At 67.1% G+C, this 13,472-nt stretch carries 14 protein-coding genes; 10 read left to right on the top strand and 4 right to left on the bottom strand.

Features of this window, described 5'->3' with window-relative positions; all coding sequences use genetic code 11:
- Positions 1-48 precede the first annotated feature (48 nt).
- On the bottom strand, positions 49-591 hold the full coding sequence (locus F817_RS0104290) for an outer membrane beta-barrel protein (RefSeq protein ID WP_024326498.1): 543 nt from the start codon (positions 589-591) through the stop codon (positions 49-51).
- Between the two features lie 292 nt (positions 592-883).
- Between F817_RS0104290 and F817_RS0104295 the strand changes: the two genes are divergently transcribed.
- Together F817_RS0104295 and F817_RS0104300 are read left to right on the top strand one after the other, a co-directional pair.
- On the top strand, positions 884-1,198 hold the full coding sequence (locus F817_RS0104295; protein ID WP_024326499.1) for a high-potential iron-sulfur protein: 315 nt from the start codon (positions 884-886) through the stop codon (positions 1,196-1,198).
- Between the two features lie 233 nt (positions 1,199-1,431).
- Entirely contained in the window at positions 1,432-4,653 is a 3,222-nt protein-coding gene (locus F817_RS0104300) for an EAL domain-containing protein (RefSeq protein WP_024326500.1), read from the top strand.
- A gap of 19 nt (positions 4,654-4,672) precedes the next feature.
- On the opposite strand, the gene F817_RS0104305 is transcribed toward F817_RS0104300, so the two are convergent.
- The gene (locus F817_RS0104305) at positions 4,673-5,401 is read right to left on the bottom strand and encodes a hypothetical protein (RefSeq protein WP_024326501.1); all 729 of its coding nucleotides are present in this window, start codon (positions 5,399-5,401) and stop codon (positions 4,673-4,675) included.
- A 66-nt stretch (positions 5,402-5,467) separates the two neighbouring features.
- Here F817_RS0104305 and F817_RS0104310 point away from each other — a divergent pair, with 66 nt between their 5' ends.
- From F817_RS0104310 to F817_RS0104325, 4 genes are read left to right on the top strand one after another with little or no spacing between them, the layout of a single operon-like run.
- Complete coding sequence (locus tag F817_RS0104310; RefSeq protein WP_024326502.1) at positions 5,468-6,106, top strand: TetR/AcrR family transcriptional regulator; 639 nt, start codon at positions 5,468-5,470, stop codon at positions 6,104-6,106.
- Positions 6,096-6,653 carry a carboxymuconolactone decarboxylase family protein gene (locus F817_RS0104315; protein WP_024326503.1) on the top strand — a complete coding sequence of 186 codons (558 nt, stop codon included), beginning with the start codon at positions 6,096-6,098 and terminating at the stop codon, positions 6,651-6,653. Before F817_RS0104310 ends, F817_RS0104315 begins: the two co-directional genes overlap by 11 nt.
- Positions 6,654-6,694: 41 nt before the next feature.
- The gene (locus tag F817_RS0104320) at positions 6,695-7,072 is read left to right on the top strand and encodes a DsrE family protein (protein WP_024326504.1); all 378 of its coding nucleotides are present in this window, start codon (positions 6,695-6,697) and stop codon (positions 7,070-7,072) included.
- A gap of 46 nt (positions 7,073-7,118) precedes the next feature.
- The gene (locus tag F817_RS0104325; RefSeq protein ID WP_029681032.1) at positions 7,119-8,219 is read left to right on the top strand and encodes a DUF3524 domain-containing protein; all 1,101 of its coding nucleotides are present in this window, start codon (positions 7,119-7,121) and stop codon (positions 8,217-8,219) included.
- Here F817_RS0104325 and mltF read toward each other — a convergent pair.
- Positions 8,206-9,675, bottom strand: a complete 1,470-nt coding sequence (gene mltF, locus F817_RS0104330) for a membrane-bound lytic murein transglycosylase MltF (protein ID WP_024326506.1) — start codon at positions 9,673-9,675, stop codon at positions 8,206-8,208. The two genes, F817_RS0104325 and mltF, sit on opposite strands and share 14 nt — an antisense overlap.
- A gap of 284 nt (positions 9,676-9,959) precedes the next feature.
- On the opposite strand from mltF, the gene F817_RS0104335 reads away from it, so the two are divergent.
- From F817_RS0104335 to F817_RS0104345, 3 genes are all read left to right on the top strand, one after another.
- Positions 9,960-10,211 (top strand): GlsB/YeaQ/YmgE family stress response membrane protein, encoded by a 252-nt coding sequence (locus tag F817_RS0104335; protein WP_017941905.1) that lies wholly within the window; start codon positions 9,960-9,962, stop codon positions 10,209-10,211.
- Between the two features lie 22 nt (positions 10,212-10,233).
- A complete protein-coding gene (locus F817_RS0104340; protein ID WP_024326507.1) occupies positions 10,234-10,422 on the top strand; it encodes a DUF3185 family protein in 189 nt (62 codons plus the stop codon).
- A 123-nt stretch (positions 10,423-10,545) separates the two neighbouring features.
- Positions 10,546-11,832 (top strand): OmpP1/FadL family transporter, encoded by a 1,287-nt coding sequence (locus tag F817_RS0104345; protein WP_024326508.1) that lies wholly within the window; start codon positions 10,546-10,548, stop codon positions 11,830-11,832.
- A gap of 39 nt (positions 11,833-11,871) precedes the next feature.
- Here the strand turns inward: F817_RS0104345 and F817_RS0104350 are convergent, their stop codons facing one another.
- Entirely contained in the window at positions 11,872-12,828 is a 957-nt protein-coding gene (locus F817_RS0104350; RefSeq protein ID WP_029681033.1) for a matrixin family metalloprotease, read from the bottom strand.
- A gap of 123 nt (positions 12,829-12,951) precedes the next feature.
- Here F817_RS0104350 and F817_RS0104355 point away from each other — a divergent pair, with 123 nt between their 5' ends.
- The gene (locus F817_RS0104355) at positions 12,952-13,377 is read left to right on the top strand and encodes a DUF3617 family protein (RefSeq protein WP_024326510.1); all 426 of its coding nucleotides are present in this window, start codon (positions 12,952-12,954) and stop codon (positions 13,375-13,377) included.
- The last annotated feature ends 95 nt before the right edge of the window (positions 13,378-13,472 follow it).

The raw sequence follows: 13,472 nt of genomic DNA on the forward strand, positions 1-13,472 counted from the left end.
CGTCACCCGGTACCCGGGGGCCGGCAAGCCCCCGGGCGATCCGGCGGCTCAGAACTGCATGCCGACCTTGCCCATCACGCGCATGTTGTCGGCATCCGCGCGGCGGCCATCGAAACGATCGCTCTCGGTAAACTGATAGCGGGCCTCCAGCCCCAGGAACCACTGTTGGTCCAGCTGGTATTTCAGGCTGCCACCCACCTGGGCCGCCCACAGGCCATTCGTGTCGTCATCCAGCTTGGCGCGCACGTAGCCGATACCCGGACCGAACCCCAGCGACAGCCGTTCGTTCGGCTCGAACATCCAGTGGCTGTTGACCTCGGCACTGGTCATTTTCAGCGGGTCGTCGCTATAGCGGCTCACACTCAGATGGTGGCGCAGCACGCCCGTGGCTGGCTGGAACAGCTGGCAGTTGGCACCGATCTCGACGCCGTAGGCGCCATCGCTGCTCGCATCCGACAGATCCGGCGAGACCACTCCGCCCATCAGCGCCACGCTGGGCTCCATGCCGCGTTCCACCGCGCTGGCCTGGGCAAATGGCATGACCGCCATCGCGCCCAGGGCGCACATCACCATCGTCTTCCGGTACTGCATGGGGCACCTCCTGATCAGCATGAATAAGAAAACCCTAATGGTAGACCAGCCTGTCGTGATCTTCATCACGTCACACGGAACCCGACGCACGGCATGGAATTTTTTTCGGGGCCACTGCATCCCCTTGCCGGAGCTCGGCCGCGGTGCCCTGCCCGGACCCCTGCAGAAATCGAGGGAACCCTCGGCGGCCGCAGCGCTCGAAAGCAGTGAACGCGCACAGCCCGGGCGTGCGCGGTTCGCTCTGAAGCAGCAACAAGAACAATCATCCACTCATAAGCAAACGGAGGACCTCATGTCCGATCAACCGAATGCGAACCGTCGTAAATTCCTGCGTCAGGCATCCGCTGCCGTGGCCGCCATCCCGGTGGTCAGCATGGTGGGCATCTCCTCGGCCAAGGCTGATACGAAGGCCGAAGACGGCCATGCCCACAACTACGTCAACAACGCCGCAGACGCCGATCACGCGGACTACTCCGAAGGCGAGAAGTGCAAGAACTGCGCCTTCTGGGGCGGTGGCGATGCCGAATGGGGCCAGTGCTTCCACGCCGACTTCCAGGGTGTTCAGGTGAACGCCGAAGGCTGGTGTGACGAGTACGTCGGCGCCTGATCCCGACCCTCGCGTCCGGCCCGCCTTCCGGGCCGGACGCTTCGTCGTCCCGGCCGCTCCGCCCGCGGCTTGCATCCCCTCCACACATCCCCGCAAGCTAGACCCCTGATTTCGTAGACCGGTCCCGGCAACAGCCCCGTGCGGCCGAAAGGAAGCTGCGTGTCCGACCCGTTCTCCCGGCTTGCCCGCATCACCGCCGGTGATCCATACCCCGGTTCGCGGCGAGCCCACTGATGGATCTCTCGCCCGGCGGCTTCACGGTCCTCTACCTGGCCTACGGCCTGGCCTTCTTCGCGCTGGGGGTGGTCGCACTGGTGCTCCCCCGCGGTGACGGCACACTGCCGTTTGCCCGATACTTCTGGCTGCTGGCCCTGTTCGGCCTGATCCACGGTGCGTACGAATTCCTGCAAGCCGCAGGCTTTCACTATCCGCCGGCGCGCTCGGTGTGGCTCAACGCCACCTGGCAGTTGTTCTCCTACGTACCGCTGCTGGAGTTCGGGCGCCGTGCCCTGGTCGCGAGCCAGCCACGCATCCGGCTCGATGCCCTGTGGTTGTACCCGGTCCTCGCCGCCGGAATGCTGCTGGTGATCGGCATCGCCGACGACCCGGGACGTGGCCTGGCCAACGGCGGACGCTACCTGGTCGGCTTCCCGGGGGCACTGCTGACCGGTCTGGCCTTCTGGTTCGTGCTGCGGCAACGCCGTCGGCGGGCGGTCGAATCCGGCGATCAGGCCCGGCATTATCCGGCCGTGACCCTCCTGGCTCTCGCCTTTCTGGGTTACGCACTGCTCACCCCGTTTCCGGGAACCCTGGATCCGGCCCTGCCGGGCTGGCTGCCCACCCAAGGCGACTTCCTCGAGACAAGCGGGCTGCCCGTGCAGCTGCTGCGCATGTTCACCGCCATCCTCGCCGCCATCGGGCTGATGACCCTGACCCGCTCGCTGGGCACCCAGCAGGGCGACGACCTGCTGCGCATCCTCGATACCCTCAATGGCTTCGTCTATCGCTGCCGCAACAATCCACAGTGGGACGTGATCAACATCGAGGGTTCGCTGGAAGAACTGTCGGGCCACCCGCAGACCCGGTTCTTCCAGGAACACCGGACCCTCGGCGACCTGGTCCACCCGGACGATCGCGAACGCGTCTGGCAGGAGGTCTCGGAAGGCCTGCAGCGCGACGGCCAGTTCCAGGTCCAGTGGCGTCTGGTCCAGCGTGACGGCGGCCTGCGCTGGGTCTTCGAACGCGGGGCCGGCCACTACGACGCGCGCGGCCGGCTGCAGTATCTCCAGGGGCACGTCGTCGATGCCGACGAGCTCGTCACCACCAGCGAGCGCCTGCGAGCCAAGACCGACGAACTGGAGGCCTTCCGCTCCACTCTCGACCTGACCCTGGATGCGGTGTTCCTGTTCGATGTGGAGACCCTGCGCTTCATCTACGTCAACCAGGGCGCGGTGGACCAGACCGGCATCCCGCGCGAGGAACTGCTGCAGCTACATCCCTATGACATCAAGCCGGACTACCCCGAGCCGCGCTTTCGCCAGCTGGTCGAGCCCCTGCGCCGGGGCGAGCGCGACCAGTTCCGCTTCGAGACCAGCCACCGCCACCGCGACGGCGTCGAGGTTCCAGTCGAGATCTCCCTGCAGCTCGTCGCCCCGCGCGGCGAGACGGCCCGCTACGTGGCCATCTCGCACGACATCACCCAGCGCAAGCGCAACGAGAAGGCCCTGCTGCAGGCCCTCTCGGAACTGGAAGCCTCGCGCGACGAGCAGGCGCGCCTGCTGGAACTGACCCGGCGCGAGCAGGGCCGCATGGCCGCGCTGCTCTCGGCCATGAGCATCGGCATCCTGTTCGAGGACCGCGACGGACGGGTGGAGTACGTGAACCCGGCCTTCCGCCGGATGTGGGCCATCGCCAGCGAGGTGGAACTGGTCGGCCGCCCCTCGCGCGAGGTGCTGGAGCACTCCACCCACCGCTTCGCACGGCCGGACCACGCCTCGCGCCACGTCCTGCACGTGCTGGACACCCACGAAATCAGCGAACGCTTCGAGGTCGACCTGTACGACGGGCGCATCCTCACCCAGGTCTCCTACCCGGTCCACGATACCGACGAACGCTCCATCGGACGCCTGTGGCTGTACGAGGACGTGACCCACGAACGCCAGACCGCCCAGCAACTGGTCTACCTCGCCGAGCACGACGCGCTGACCGGGCTGTACAACCGCCATCACTTCCAGAAGCGCCTGGAACGCGCGATTCACAGCGAGCGCCGTCGCAACGGGCGCTTCGCCCTTTTGTACTTCGATCTCGACGAATTCAAGACCATCAACGACACCTTCGGCCACCGGGCCGGCGATACCGTGCTGGTGCGCGCCGCCGGCGAGATCGCCGCCCTGGTGCGTAGCCAGGACATCTTTGCCCGCCTGGGCGGTGACGAGTTCGCGATCCTGGTGGACCGCGAATCGGATCAGGAGCCGATCGAACTGGCCGAACGCGTCGGCCGCGCGATCTCCGCGATCCCGTTCCGCTTCCGTGGCCAGAACTACCGCCTCACCGCCAGCATCGGCATTGCCCACTACCCCGAGCACGGCGACAACGTCGAGGACCTCGTGGCGCATGCCGACACCGCGATGTACCAGGCCAAGGACCTGGGCAAGAACACCTGGGCGGTGTTCGACCGCAGTCGCAACACCGCCGAGCACATGCTGGAGCGGATGTCGTGGAGCCAGCGCATCGGCACCGCGCTGGAACGGGGCCACTTCGAGCTGCACTACCAGGGCATCTACACCATCGACGGGCGCCACATGCACCACATGGAGGCCCTGGTCCGCATGCGCGACCCGACCAGCCCGGAGGAGCTCACCATGCCCGGCCAGTTCATTCCCATCGCCGAGAAAACCGGGCAGATCCTCGACATCGACCGCTGGGTGATCCGCGAGAGCATCGCGCGCCTGGCCGATGACGCGGCCATCCCCGGCATCGCGATCAACATCTCCGGGCGCAGCTTCGACGAACCCGGGCTCCCGCACTACATCGCCCAGCAGCTCGAACAGCACGCCGTCGAGCCTCGCCGGCTGATCATCGAACTGACCGAGACCGCCGCGGTCTCCGAGATGCAAGATGCCCAGCGCTTCATCGAGGCGCTGCAGCACACCGGCTGCACCGTCTGCCTGGACGACTTCGGCTCCGGCTTCTCCACCTTCGCCTACCTCAAGTACCTGGGCGTGCAGATCCTCAAGATCGACGGCATGTTCGTGCGCGACCTGCCCAACAACCGCGACAACCAGGCCTTCATTCGCGCAATGGTCGACGTCGCCCGGGGCCTGGAAAAGCAAACCGTGGCCGAATGCGTGGAAGACGCGCCCACCCTCGAGATGCTGGGCGAACTGGGCGTGGACATGGCTCAGGGCTACCACTTGCACCGCCCGTCCCTGGAGCTCCCGGCCACCGATACCTGAACCACCGCACGCGAACGGCTCAGTCAGTGAGTGGCTCGTACTCGTCGGGGCCGAGCGCCGGCTCCTCGAAGCGGAAATTCACCCCCGTCGGCGCGATCCGGAAAACGCCCCGCGCCCGACTCCAGCCCTGCTTGCACACCATCGCATCGACCCGCTCGAAGAGCCGCTGCAGTGCCCGCGCGGTCATGGCGCGGTTCGCGTAAGCCAATCCGTGGCGTTCCCAGGCGTCCCGCGCGCCCGCGGCCAGCTCCCAGCCCGTCTCCACGAAGCCGGCGATCCACAGCGCCCGCAGTACGCCGTCGCCCCATTGCCCACGCAGCCGCGCCATGCCGGAGCGTGCGTCCGAGGCGGCTTCCACCAGCTCAACAAGCGATACGGGCAGCAACGCTTGCCAGTCCTCGCTCTCGAACAATCCCGGCAATAGATCCTCATCGATGATCTGCACGAAATCCGGCACCGGATCGGAACCCGTGCGCTCGGCCAGTTGAATCAGCGCTCCGGCCTCGTCGACATAGCCGGACAGGGCAAACCCGCAAAGGTGGTGATCCACGATGTCGTGCACGAATACCGAGGTCGGGATGCGCTCGCCGGTAAACGGGGTGGCCGCGATCACGTCCGCGCCTTGCCCGGGCAGGTCCAGCTTCCAGCCACGCACGCCAAAGCCGTCCTCCCAGGACTCGGCATACCGCACCGGGATGGACACACCAGAGGCACCCTTGACGTCACAAGCATCGGGTATTCGGGGCATCGTCGCGCTCCTTTCGGGAAGGTCTCCCCTTGCACTTTACCGACCGGTCAACTAGTGTGCAAAGTCATGCAGATAACCACCGCCAACCCCACTGGCCACGACAGCCGCGAAGGCCTGCTGAAGGCCGCCCGCGAACTGATCGTCGGACGCAGCTACAGCGCCGTCGGCATTGCCGAGATCTGTGCGCACGCCGGCGTGCGCAAGGGCAGCCTGTATCACTTCTTTCCCGGCAAGGAGGCGCTCACCCTGGCGATGCTGGATGCCCTCTACGCCGACTTCGAACAAGAGGTCCTGATCCCGGCACTGGCCGGCGTCGACGGGCTGGGCGCCCGGATCGAGGCATTTGTCCGGGCCATCCATGACTTCGAGGCCGGGATCAAGGCGGACACGGGACAGCTTCCGGGATGCCCCTTCGGCAACCTGGCCGTGGAGATGGGCACCCACAACCCGACCCTGCGCCAGGCGATCCGGGAACACCTTGACGCCGTCACCGCGCATTTCCGCTCCGTGCTGGACGAGGCCGTGCAGGACGGCGAGCTGCCATCCCACACCGACACCGACGCGCTGGCCGAACAGTGGCTGGCGCTGATGGAGGGGATCCTGGTCATGGCCAAGGCCAACCAGGATCCGGCGACCATCCTGCGCCTGGGCCCCGCGCTGGGCGCACTCCTCAACCCAACGCCGGAGGCCCGCCATGAGTCATGATGACTTCCCCCTACACGACGCGAGCAGCGCGCCGGAGGCGCAACGCGCCTTCGACCAGGCCGAACAGACCTTCGGCATGGTCCCCAACCTGATCCGCAAGATGGCCAGCGCCCCTGCCCTGGCCGAGGCCTACCTCTCCCTCAACGACCTGCTGCAGAAGACCTCGCTAACCCCGACCGAACAGGGTGTGCTGCTGCTGACCGTCAGCCGCTACCACGAGTGCGACTACTGCATGGCCGCCCACAGCATGACCGGCCGCATGACCGGTGTTCCCGACGACGTGATCGCCGCGCTGCGCGAGGACCAGCCGATCACTGACCCCAAGCTGGAGGCCCTGCGCCAGTTCGCCCGCGCGATGATCGAACAGCGTGGCTGGGTCGACACGGCCACCCGGCAGGCCTTCCTGGATGCCGGCCATACGCCCGCGCAGATGCTGGAGGTAATCCTGGCGATCGGCCTGAAGACTCTGTCCAACTACACCAACCACATCGCCGGCACGCCCGTGGACGAGCCCATGGCCGGCGAACGCTGGACCGCCCCGAAGTAGCCGCGGGCGCCCCCACCGAAACCACCCCGAGGAGCATCCCCATGAGCGAAGAAACCGCCGATCTTGTCGTCATCATGATCACCGGGCCGGAGAACAAGCGCCGCCTGCCGTCGGCCTTCTTCCTGGCAGCCACCGCTGCCGCGGCCGAACAGAACGTCATCATGTACTTCACCGGACCGGCCACCGAGCTGCTGAAAACGGGGGTCGCCGAAACCATCTACCCAATGGAGGGCGGCAAGAGCATTGCCGACTTCATGAAGAACGCCATGGACAACGGGGTCCAGGTGATGGGCTGTCGCCAGTCGCTGGAACTCAACGGCATGGATGAGTCCGATCTCGCCTACCAGGATCTCCCGCTGCTGAGCCCGTCCCAGGCCTTGCCCTCGCTGGGTTCGGCCGGCAAAGTCCTCACCTGGTAATCACGAGGGGCGCCCCGGGGCGCCCCTGTCTGACGGGGAGCCAACCCTGGGCGCGCCGGACCATCGCAAACGCATCCTCCTGCTCTCCGCCTATCGCGCCGACAGCCACGCGGCGTGGACAGACTGGCTGACCAGCACCTTCGATGCGTTCAACTGGCAGCTACTGGAACTGCCGGGGCGCCACTTCCGTTGGCGCATCCGTGGCAACCCGATCTCCTGGCTGGACGAACTGGCGACCACGGAAGCCGACGCAGTCATCGCCACCTCGATGGTGGATCTCGCCACCCTGCGCGGACTCCATCCGCATCTCGCCGCCCTGCCGACGCTCTACTACGTGCACGAGAACCAGTTTGCCTATCCGCTGGGCCCGCAACAGGTGGATTCGGTGGACCCGCAGATGGTGCAGATCTATGCGGCGCTGGCCGCGGACCGCATCGCCTTCAACTCGGCGTTCAACCGCGACTCGTTCCTGGAAGGGGTGGCGACCCTCCTCGGACGCATGCCGGATGCGGTACCTCCCGGGATAGGGGACCGACTGACGGAGCGCAGCGCGATCCTCCCGGTGCCGATCCAGCCAACGGCCGTGGCCGGCGGCACTCGCGATCCGGGCCTGATCCTCTGGAATCACCGTTGGGAATACGACAAGGCCCCGGAGGTCTTTGCCGAGGCCATGCTGGCGCTGGCGGGGTCGGGCGTGGAGTTCCGTCTTGCCCTGCTGGGGCCGCGGCCGGCGAACGCCCCCGAACCCCTGCAAAAGCTGCGCGAGGCCCTGGGGAACCGGATCATCGCCGATGGCAAGCTGCCCCGCAGCGAATACGACGCGTTACTGGGCCGCGCAGGCATCGTCGTCAGTACCGCCCGGCACGAGTTCCAGGGCCTGGCAGTGCTGGAGGCCAGCGCCGCTGGTGCCACACCGCTGGTCCCGGATGCCCTGGCCTACCGCGAACAGTACCCCGATGCCTGTCGCTACCCGCAAGGCGATGTAGACACGCTGACGCAGCGCCTGCAAGCATGGCTGCAGCAAGGGGTCCCGCCCGCACCCGACGTCCGCGCGTGGACGCCGGGGCGATTGGAGCCGGACTGGAGAGAGATACTGGACGACCTCGTCATGGACGACCGCAAGCGTCCACGGGTCAGTCGCGGCTGACCACGACCCGTTCCGACTTGGGGTCGTCCTCGGCCACGAAGACCGGGCGGATCACATCGCGGTAGTTGCGGATACGCTGCACGTAGTACACCGGTTGATAGCCACGGGCATAGCCATAGCGCAGGTCCTGGTAGTACCGCTCCTCGGTCAGCAGTGGCAGCGTCTCGCGCATGTCGGCCCAGCGGTCGGGATCGCGCCCCAGCTCGCGTGCCAGGCGGCGGGCGTCCAGCAGGTGGCCACGCCCGATGTTGTATGCGGCCAGCGCCAGGTACGTGCGATCGGGCTCGGCGACATCATCCGGCAGCAGTTCGTGCTGGCGCTGCAGGTAGCGGGCCCCGCCGTCAATGCTTTGCAGCGGGTCCAGCCGGTCCACCCCCAGCGACTCGGCGGTGCGCCGGGTCAGCATCATCAGGCCGCGCACGCCGGTGGGGCTGCGCGCCTCCGGATCCCAGTGCGACTCCTGGTAGGCCAGCGCGGCCAGCAAGTCGGCGGGAAGGTCCGTGCGTTCGGCCGCCTCCTCGAAGTACGCCTGATACTGCGGCAGCCGATTCTCGATCCGGCGGTTCAGCGCCCGCAGGTCCACGAAGTCGAACTGATCGATGTAGGCGTAGTAGCGTTCGTCGACGAGTTCGCGCAGTTCCCGGCCGCCGTCGCCCTGCATCCACTCGGCTGCCAGGTCCGCCAGCGCCGCCTGTGCGGCCTCCACGTACCACCCCAGCGCACGCGGCTCGGAAAGATCGAAGGCGATGTCGAGGTGCGGGAACGAGCGGCGGTTGTAGCGGACGATGTGGGAATCCGCCACGGTGCAGTCGATCTCCTGGCGCGCGACCTGCGCCATCAGACGCTCGGTGCCAATCTCGCGCGCCTCGAAATCGGCCGATTCCGGCAGAACATCCTGCAGGGTCTCGACATAGCTGCTGCCCGCCGAGACCACCAGATCGACACCCTCCAGCTCGCTCGCCGAACCGGGCATGGCATCGAAGTCACGATGGCAGACCACCTGCTCCCTGATCTCCATGTATTCGGGGCCGCGGCGGAAGCGCTCGTCGCGCGAGGGGAGATGGGTCAGCCCCGCCGCCGCCATGTGCGCCTCGCCGGACGCGAGTGCCTCGAGCACGCCGGAGACCGACTCGGCCATGACCCACTCCACCTGCCAGCCATGCGCCTGGGCAAAGCCCTCGACCAGGTCGTGTTCCGTGCCGGCGGTCTCCAGATGCTGGTCGAAGTACCAGGTGGTGGGCGCGTTGCGAGTCACCACGCGCAGCGTCCCGGTCTCCTCCACCGGAGCCAGGCCGTCGCCCGCGGCGGCACTGGACACAACCGCCTCGGACGGCCCGTTCCCCGAACCGCACCCGGCGAGCAACGCCAACAGGGCGGCAGGCATCAGCGCGCGACAGGTCCGCCCGCAACGCGCCGAGCGCCCATACTGGGCGCGGGGATTCGCTTGTTCGGTCATCTCGGTTTCCTTCCCGTCGACAGCCCGCGACGAACGCGTGGCCGAGTCCATGACGGATCCATGAATGTCCGATACAGAGACTAGGGTTTTGCGGAATGGTTCTCAAAAATACCCATGCCGATGGGGTTGCGGTGTCGCCGGGACGATGTTCGCCGGTGGGCAGGGAAATCGCGTGGCCTGTACAGTCGAAGCAGGGTCCCGGGGAACGCGGATCCATGTTTCCCCGGTGAACGTCCCGGCATTGGCACGATCAAAACCCCGTCACCTGCAAGGAGCGCAACAATATGGCCGTGGAATCCCTCCTTCTCCTCCTGCTCATCGGCGGCATCGCCGGCTGGCTCGCCGGCCTGCTGGTCCACGGGTCCGGGCAGGGAATCCTGCTCAACATCGTGGTCGGCGTGATCGGCGCCTTCCTTGGCGGCTGGCTATTCACCCAGCTCGGGGTACAGGCCGGCGGCCTCATCGGCAGCCTGGCGGCCGCGACACTCGGCGCCGTCCTCCTGCTGGGCCTGCTACGCCTGATCCACAAGGCCTGAGGCGGTGCTCGAGATGGATGCCATCCTCCAGATACTGGGCATCATCCTGCTGGTCGGTGGCCTGATCGCCGCCCTGGTCGGTGTTCAGGACGCCTTCGGCATGCGCGAACGCGCGGCGCGACTGTTTCTTGGCCACTTCACCCGCCGCACCCTTGCGCTGCTTATTGGTGGCGGCGTTGCCGCGCTGATCGGCCTGATCCTGATCACCTGAAAACGTGAAGCGGTTGGCGTAATTCCCCCGAAACGGTAGGGTCCGCCCCGGGGGATCGCGTCCCGCAGAAGGCGCGGCCTGGCTGCGGCCACCCCCGTATAACCACCACGAAGGGGAGACCGCATGACACTGACACCGTCGCGCCGCCTGGCGCTCTCGATCGCCGCAAGCTCCGCCCTGTTCGCCGCCCCCACGACCCTGCTGGCCGCCGGCTTCTACCTCCAGGAGCAGGGCGTGTCCGGCCTCGGCCGTGCCTATGCCGGGGAGGCCGCCATCGCCTCCGACGCCAGCACCATCTACTTCAACCCGGCCGGCATGACGCGCCTGGAAAGCAACGAGCTCCAGGCGGGCGTGCACCTGCTGATCCCCAACGCGGAGGTCAACAGCCGCGGTACGACCATCAACGGCACGCCATATGATGGCGGCCGCGACAGCAGCAATCCCTACGATCCGACCCCGGTCCCCAACCTGTACTGGGCGGAGCAGTACTCCGACCGCGTCTGGCTGGGCTTCGGCCTCACCGCGCCCTTCGGCCTGAGGAACGAGTACAACGACAACTTCTTCGCCCGCTACGACTCGCTGGAATCCGACCTGCAGGTGCTGAACCTGCAGCCCAGCATCGCGTTCGAGCTGACCGACCGGATCTCCATCGGCGGCGGCCTCGACCTGCAGTACGCCGATGCCACCCTGCGCAGCGCGACGCCCGGAGGGCCCCCGACCAGTCCAGCCACCGACGGCGAGTTCGAACTCGAGGGTGACAACTGGGATGTCGGCTTCAACATCGGCATGCAGTTCGACCTGAATGATGACACCCGGCTGGGCATCCACTACCGCGACGGCATCACCCACACCCTGAAGGGGACCGCGACCTCCACCCAGCAGGGTGTTCTGCCCGGTCGTGCCGACCTGAAACTCCCCGACATCGCGTCGATCGGCATCCAGCATCGCTTCAATGACCGCTGGACCGGCCTCGCCCAGTACACCTGGTTCAACTGGTCAAACTTCGACGAGATCCGGATCCAGTTGCCCCAGGGCAACGAGCAGGTGCTGGAACAGAACTACCGCAACAGCTACGCCCTGGCGGTGGGGGCCGAGTACGCGATGAACCCGCGCTGGACCCTGCGTGGCGGCATCCAGTACGACCAGACCCCGACGCAGACCGACGGGCGCAGCACGCGCACCCCGGATGGCGACCGCACCTGGTTCTCCTTCGGTGCCAGCTACGCCCGCAGCGAGCGCCTGACCTTCGACCTGGGCTACAGCTACATCCATGTCGCCAGCGAGGACCTCGACATCACGCGGGGCTTCGATTCAAATCAAGATGGACAGGCTGATACCATTGTGAACATGCAGGGGACGACCAAGGGCCACGTGCACGTCCTGTCGGCCGCCATGCGCTACCACTTCTAGCGCCGAATCCGGGGCTGGGCATGCGCCCCGCCCCGTTCATCACCGCTCCAGCCCCACTCCGCAGGCCGCCGCCAGCGCGCGTCGGTCGGCGTTGCTCAGGTCGCGCCGTCCGGCGTTGGCCTCGCCCAGGATCGCGTGCATCACCGCCGCCGGGTCGTCCACGTGCTCGATCCCCAGGGCGTGCCCCAGCTCGTGCGCCAGCGTCAGGCGCAGCTCGTCCGCGTCACTGGCCTTGAACACGGTGATGGAGCGCCGCGCGCCCTGCTGCTCGTAGACCGCCATGTCGAAGGCACCGGTCGCGCCGATCTCGCGGTTCAGTTCCGCGACCCGTTCGTTGAAGCCATCGATCTCACGCTCGAGGTCGCGGATCTCACGATTGAGCTCGTCGCGCCGGCGCTCCAGCGTGCGGCGGCGTTGCTCCAGGTCATTCCGCGCCGCATCCAGCGCCCTGCGCTGCCGTTCCAGCCGCTCGCGGTTCCCCGCGCTGTGCGCCATGCGTCCGGCATTCCAGGCGGCCACTGCTTCTTCGTACTCGCGCTGGCGCGCCTGAAGGTCCTCCAGACGCCGCTGATAGCCCGCGGCGTCCGCCGCTAGCGCCGAGTGGCGGTGATCCAGGCGCTCCTCGCGCTCGGCGATCCCCCGCTTGAGCCGGTCCAGCTCCGCGCGCGCCCGGTCGCGGCTCTCGGCACCCGCCTGGCGCTCGTCGAACACCAGCCGGACCGGCATCCCCTCGCCCGCGCGCTGACGGAAAAGTGTTTCCGGCGTCGGCCCGTCCCACATGCTCACGGCCGCGTCCAGGGCTGCCTGCACCGCGTCACGTTCCAACCGGAAGCGCGGGTCCACGGCCTCCAGATGCAGGGTGATGGGCACCTCGCAGCGCGGCGCGGCCTGGTGCGCATGCCCCGTGGAGCCGCCCGGTACTTGACCTTCCTGCAACAGGAAACCGCCCATCGCGAGCGCCCCGACACCGCCGACCAGCCACAACGGTATTGCCATTACGTTTCCTCCCTCGCACGCACCCAAGGTACCAGCCAGCGGGCACCGCTACCCGCGTTTGCCCCGCCAAAACGGGCCAGGCACCATTGAATCCATTCGATACCCCCGATTCAGGAGACTGCCATGCTGCGCACCCTTCTTGCCGCCCTGCCGCTCGTTGTCCTGCCGCTGGCCGTCCAGGCCGAGACCCCGAATATCCAGCCCGGCCTCTGGGAAAACCAGAACACCAAGATCATGGAAGGCATGGGCGGCATGCCGGACCAGACCGAGACCAGCACCGAGTGCGTCACCCAGGAAGACATCGACCGCGGCGAGAGCATTATCGAGGCGCCGGAAGGCTGCACCCTGGACCAGATGGACATGACGGCCGACCGCATGGACTACACCATGAGTTGCCCCGGCCCACAGGGCGGACGCATGCAGATGGACGGCAGCATGCGCTTCATGGGTGACCACGCCGAGGGCGAAATGACCAGCGAGATGGAGACCCCGATGGGCCCGGTCAACGTGCGCATGGAAATGCGCGGCAAACGCATCGGCGACTGCTGACCACCCACCACGAACAAGAGCGAGGACAGGAAGGTTGGAAGAGGGAAAAGGACCGTTGCCTTGGTTCGATGTGTATCGGTTAGTCAGTGAGCAGC

It is taken from the genome of Thioalkalivibrio sp. AKL19, assembly GCF_000420165.1.
GTDB lineage: Bacteria > Pseudomonadota > Gammaproteobacteria > Ectothiorhodospirales > Ectothiorhodospiraceae > Thioalkalivibrio.

Excerpts from the sequence above, each read along its gene's own strand:
- F817_RS0104290 (WP_024326498.1), bottom strand. The coding sequence starts at position 591 with ATGCAGTACCGGAAGACGATGGTGATGTGCGCCCTGGGCGCGATGGCG.
- F817_RS0104295 (WP_024326499.1), top strand. The coding sequence starts at position 884 with ATGTCCGATCAACCGAATGCGAACCGTCGTAAATTCCTGCGTCAGGCA.
- F817_RS0104300 (WP_024326500.1), top strand. The coding sequence starts at position 1,432 with ATGGATCTCTCGCCCGGCGGCTTCACGGTCCTCTACCTGGCCTACGGC.
- F817_RS0104305 (WP_024326501.1), bottom strand. The coding sequence starts at position 5,401 with ATGCCCCGAATACCCGATGCTTGTGACGTCAAGGGTGCCTCTGGTGTG.
- F817_RS0104310 (WP_024326502.1), top strand. The coding sequence starts at position 5,468 with ATGCAGATAACCACCGCCAACCCCACTGGCCACGACAGCCGCGAAGGC.
- F817_RS0104315 (WP_024326503.1), top strand. The coding sequence starts at position 6,096 with ATGAGTCATGATGACTTCCCCCTACACGACGCGAGCAGCGCGCCGGAG.
- F817_RS0104320 (WP_024326504.1), top strand. The coding sequence starts at position 6,695 with ATGAGCGAAGAAACCGCCGATCTTGTCGTCATCATGATCACCGGGCCG.
- mltF (WP_024326506.1), bottom strand. The coding sequence starts at position 9,675 with ATGACCGAACAAGCGAATCCCCGCGCCCAGTATGGGCGCTCGGCGCGT.
- F817_RS0104335 (WP_017941905.1), top strand. The coding sequence starts at position 9,960 with ATGGCCGTGGAATCCCTCCTTCTCCTCCTGCTCATCGGCGGCATCGCC.
- F817_RS0104345 (WP_024326508.1), top strand. The coding sequence starts at position 10,546 with ATGACACTGACACCGTCGCGCCGCCTGGCGCTCTCGATCGCCGCAAGC.
- F817_RS0104350 (WP_029681033.1), bottom strand. The coding sequence starts at position 12,828 with ATGGCAATACCGTTGTGGCTGGTCGGCGGTGTCGGGGCGCTCGCGATG.
- F817_RS0104355 (WP_024326510.1), top strand. The coding sequence starts at position 12,952 with ATGCTGCGCACCCTTCTTGCCGCCCTGCCGCTCGTTGTCCTGCCGCTG.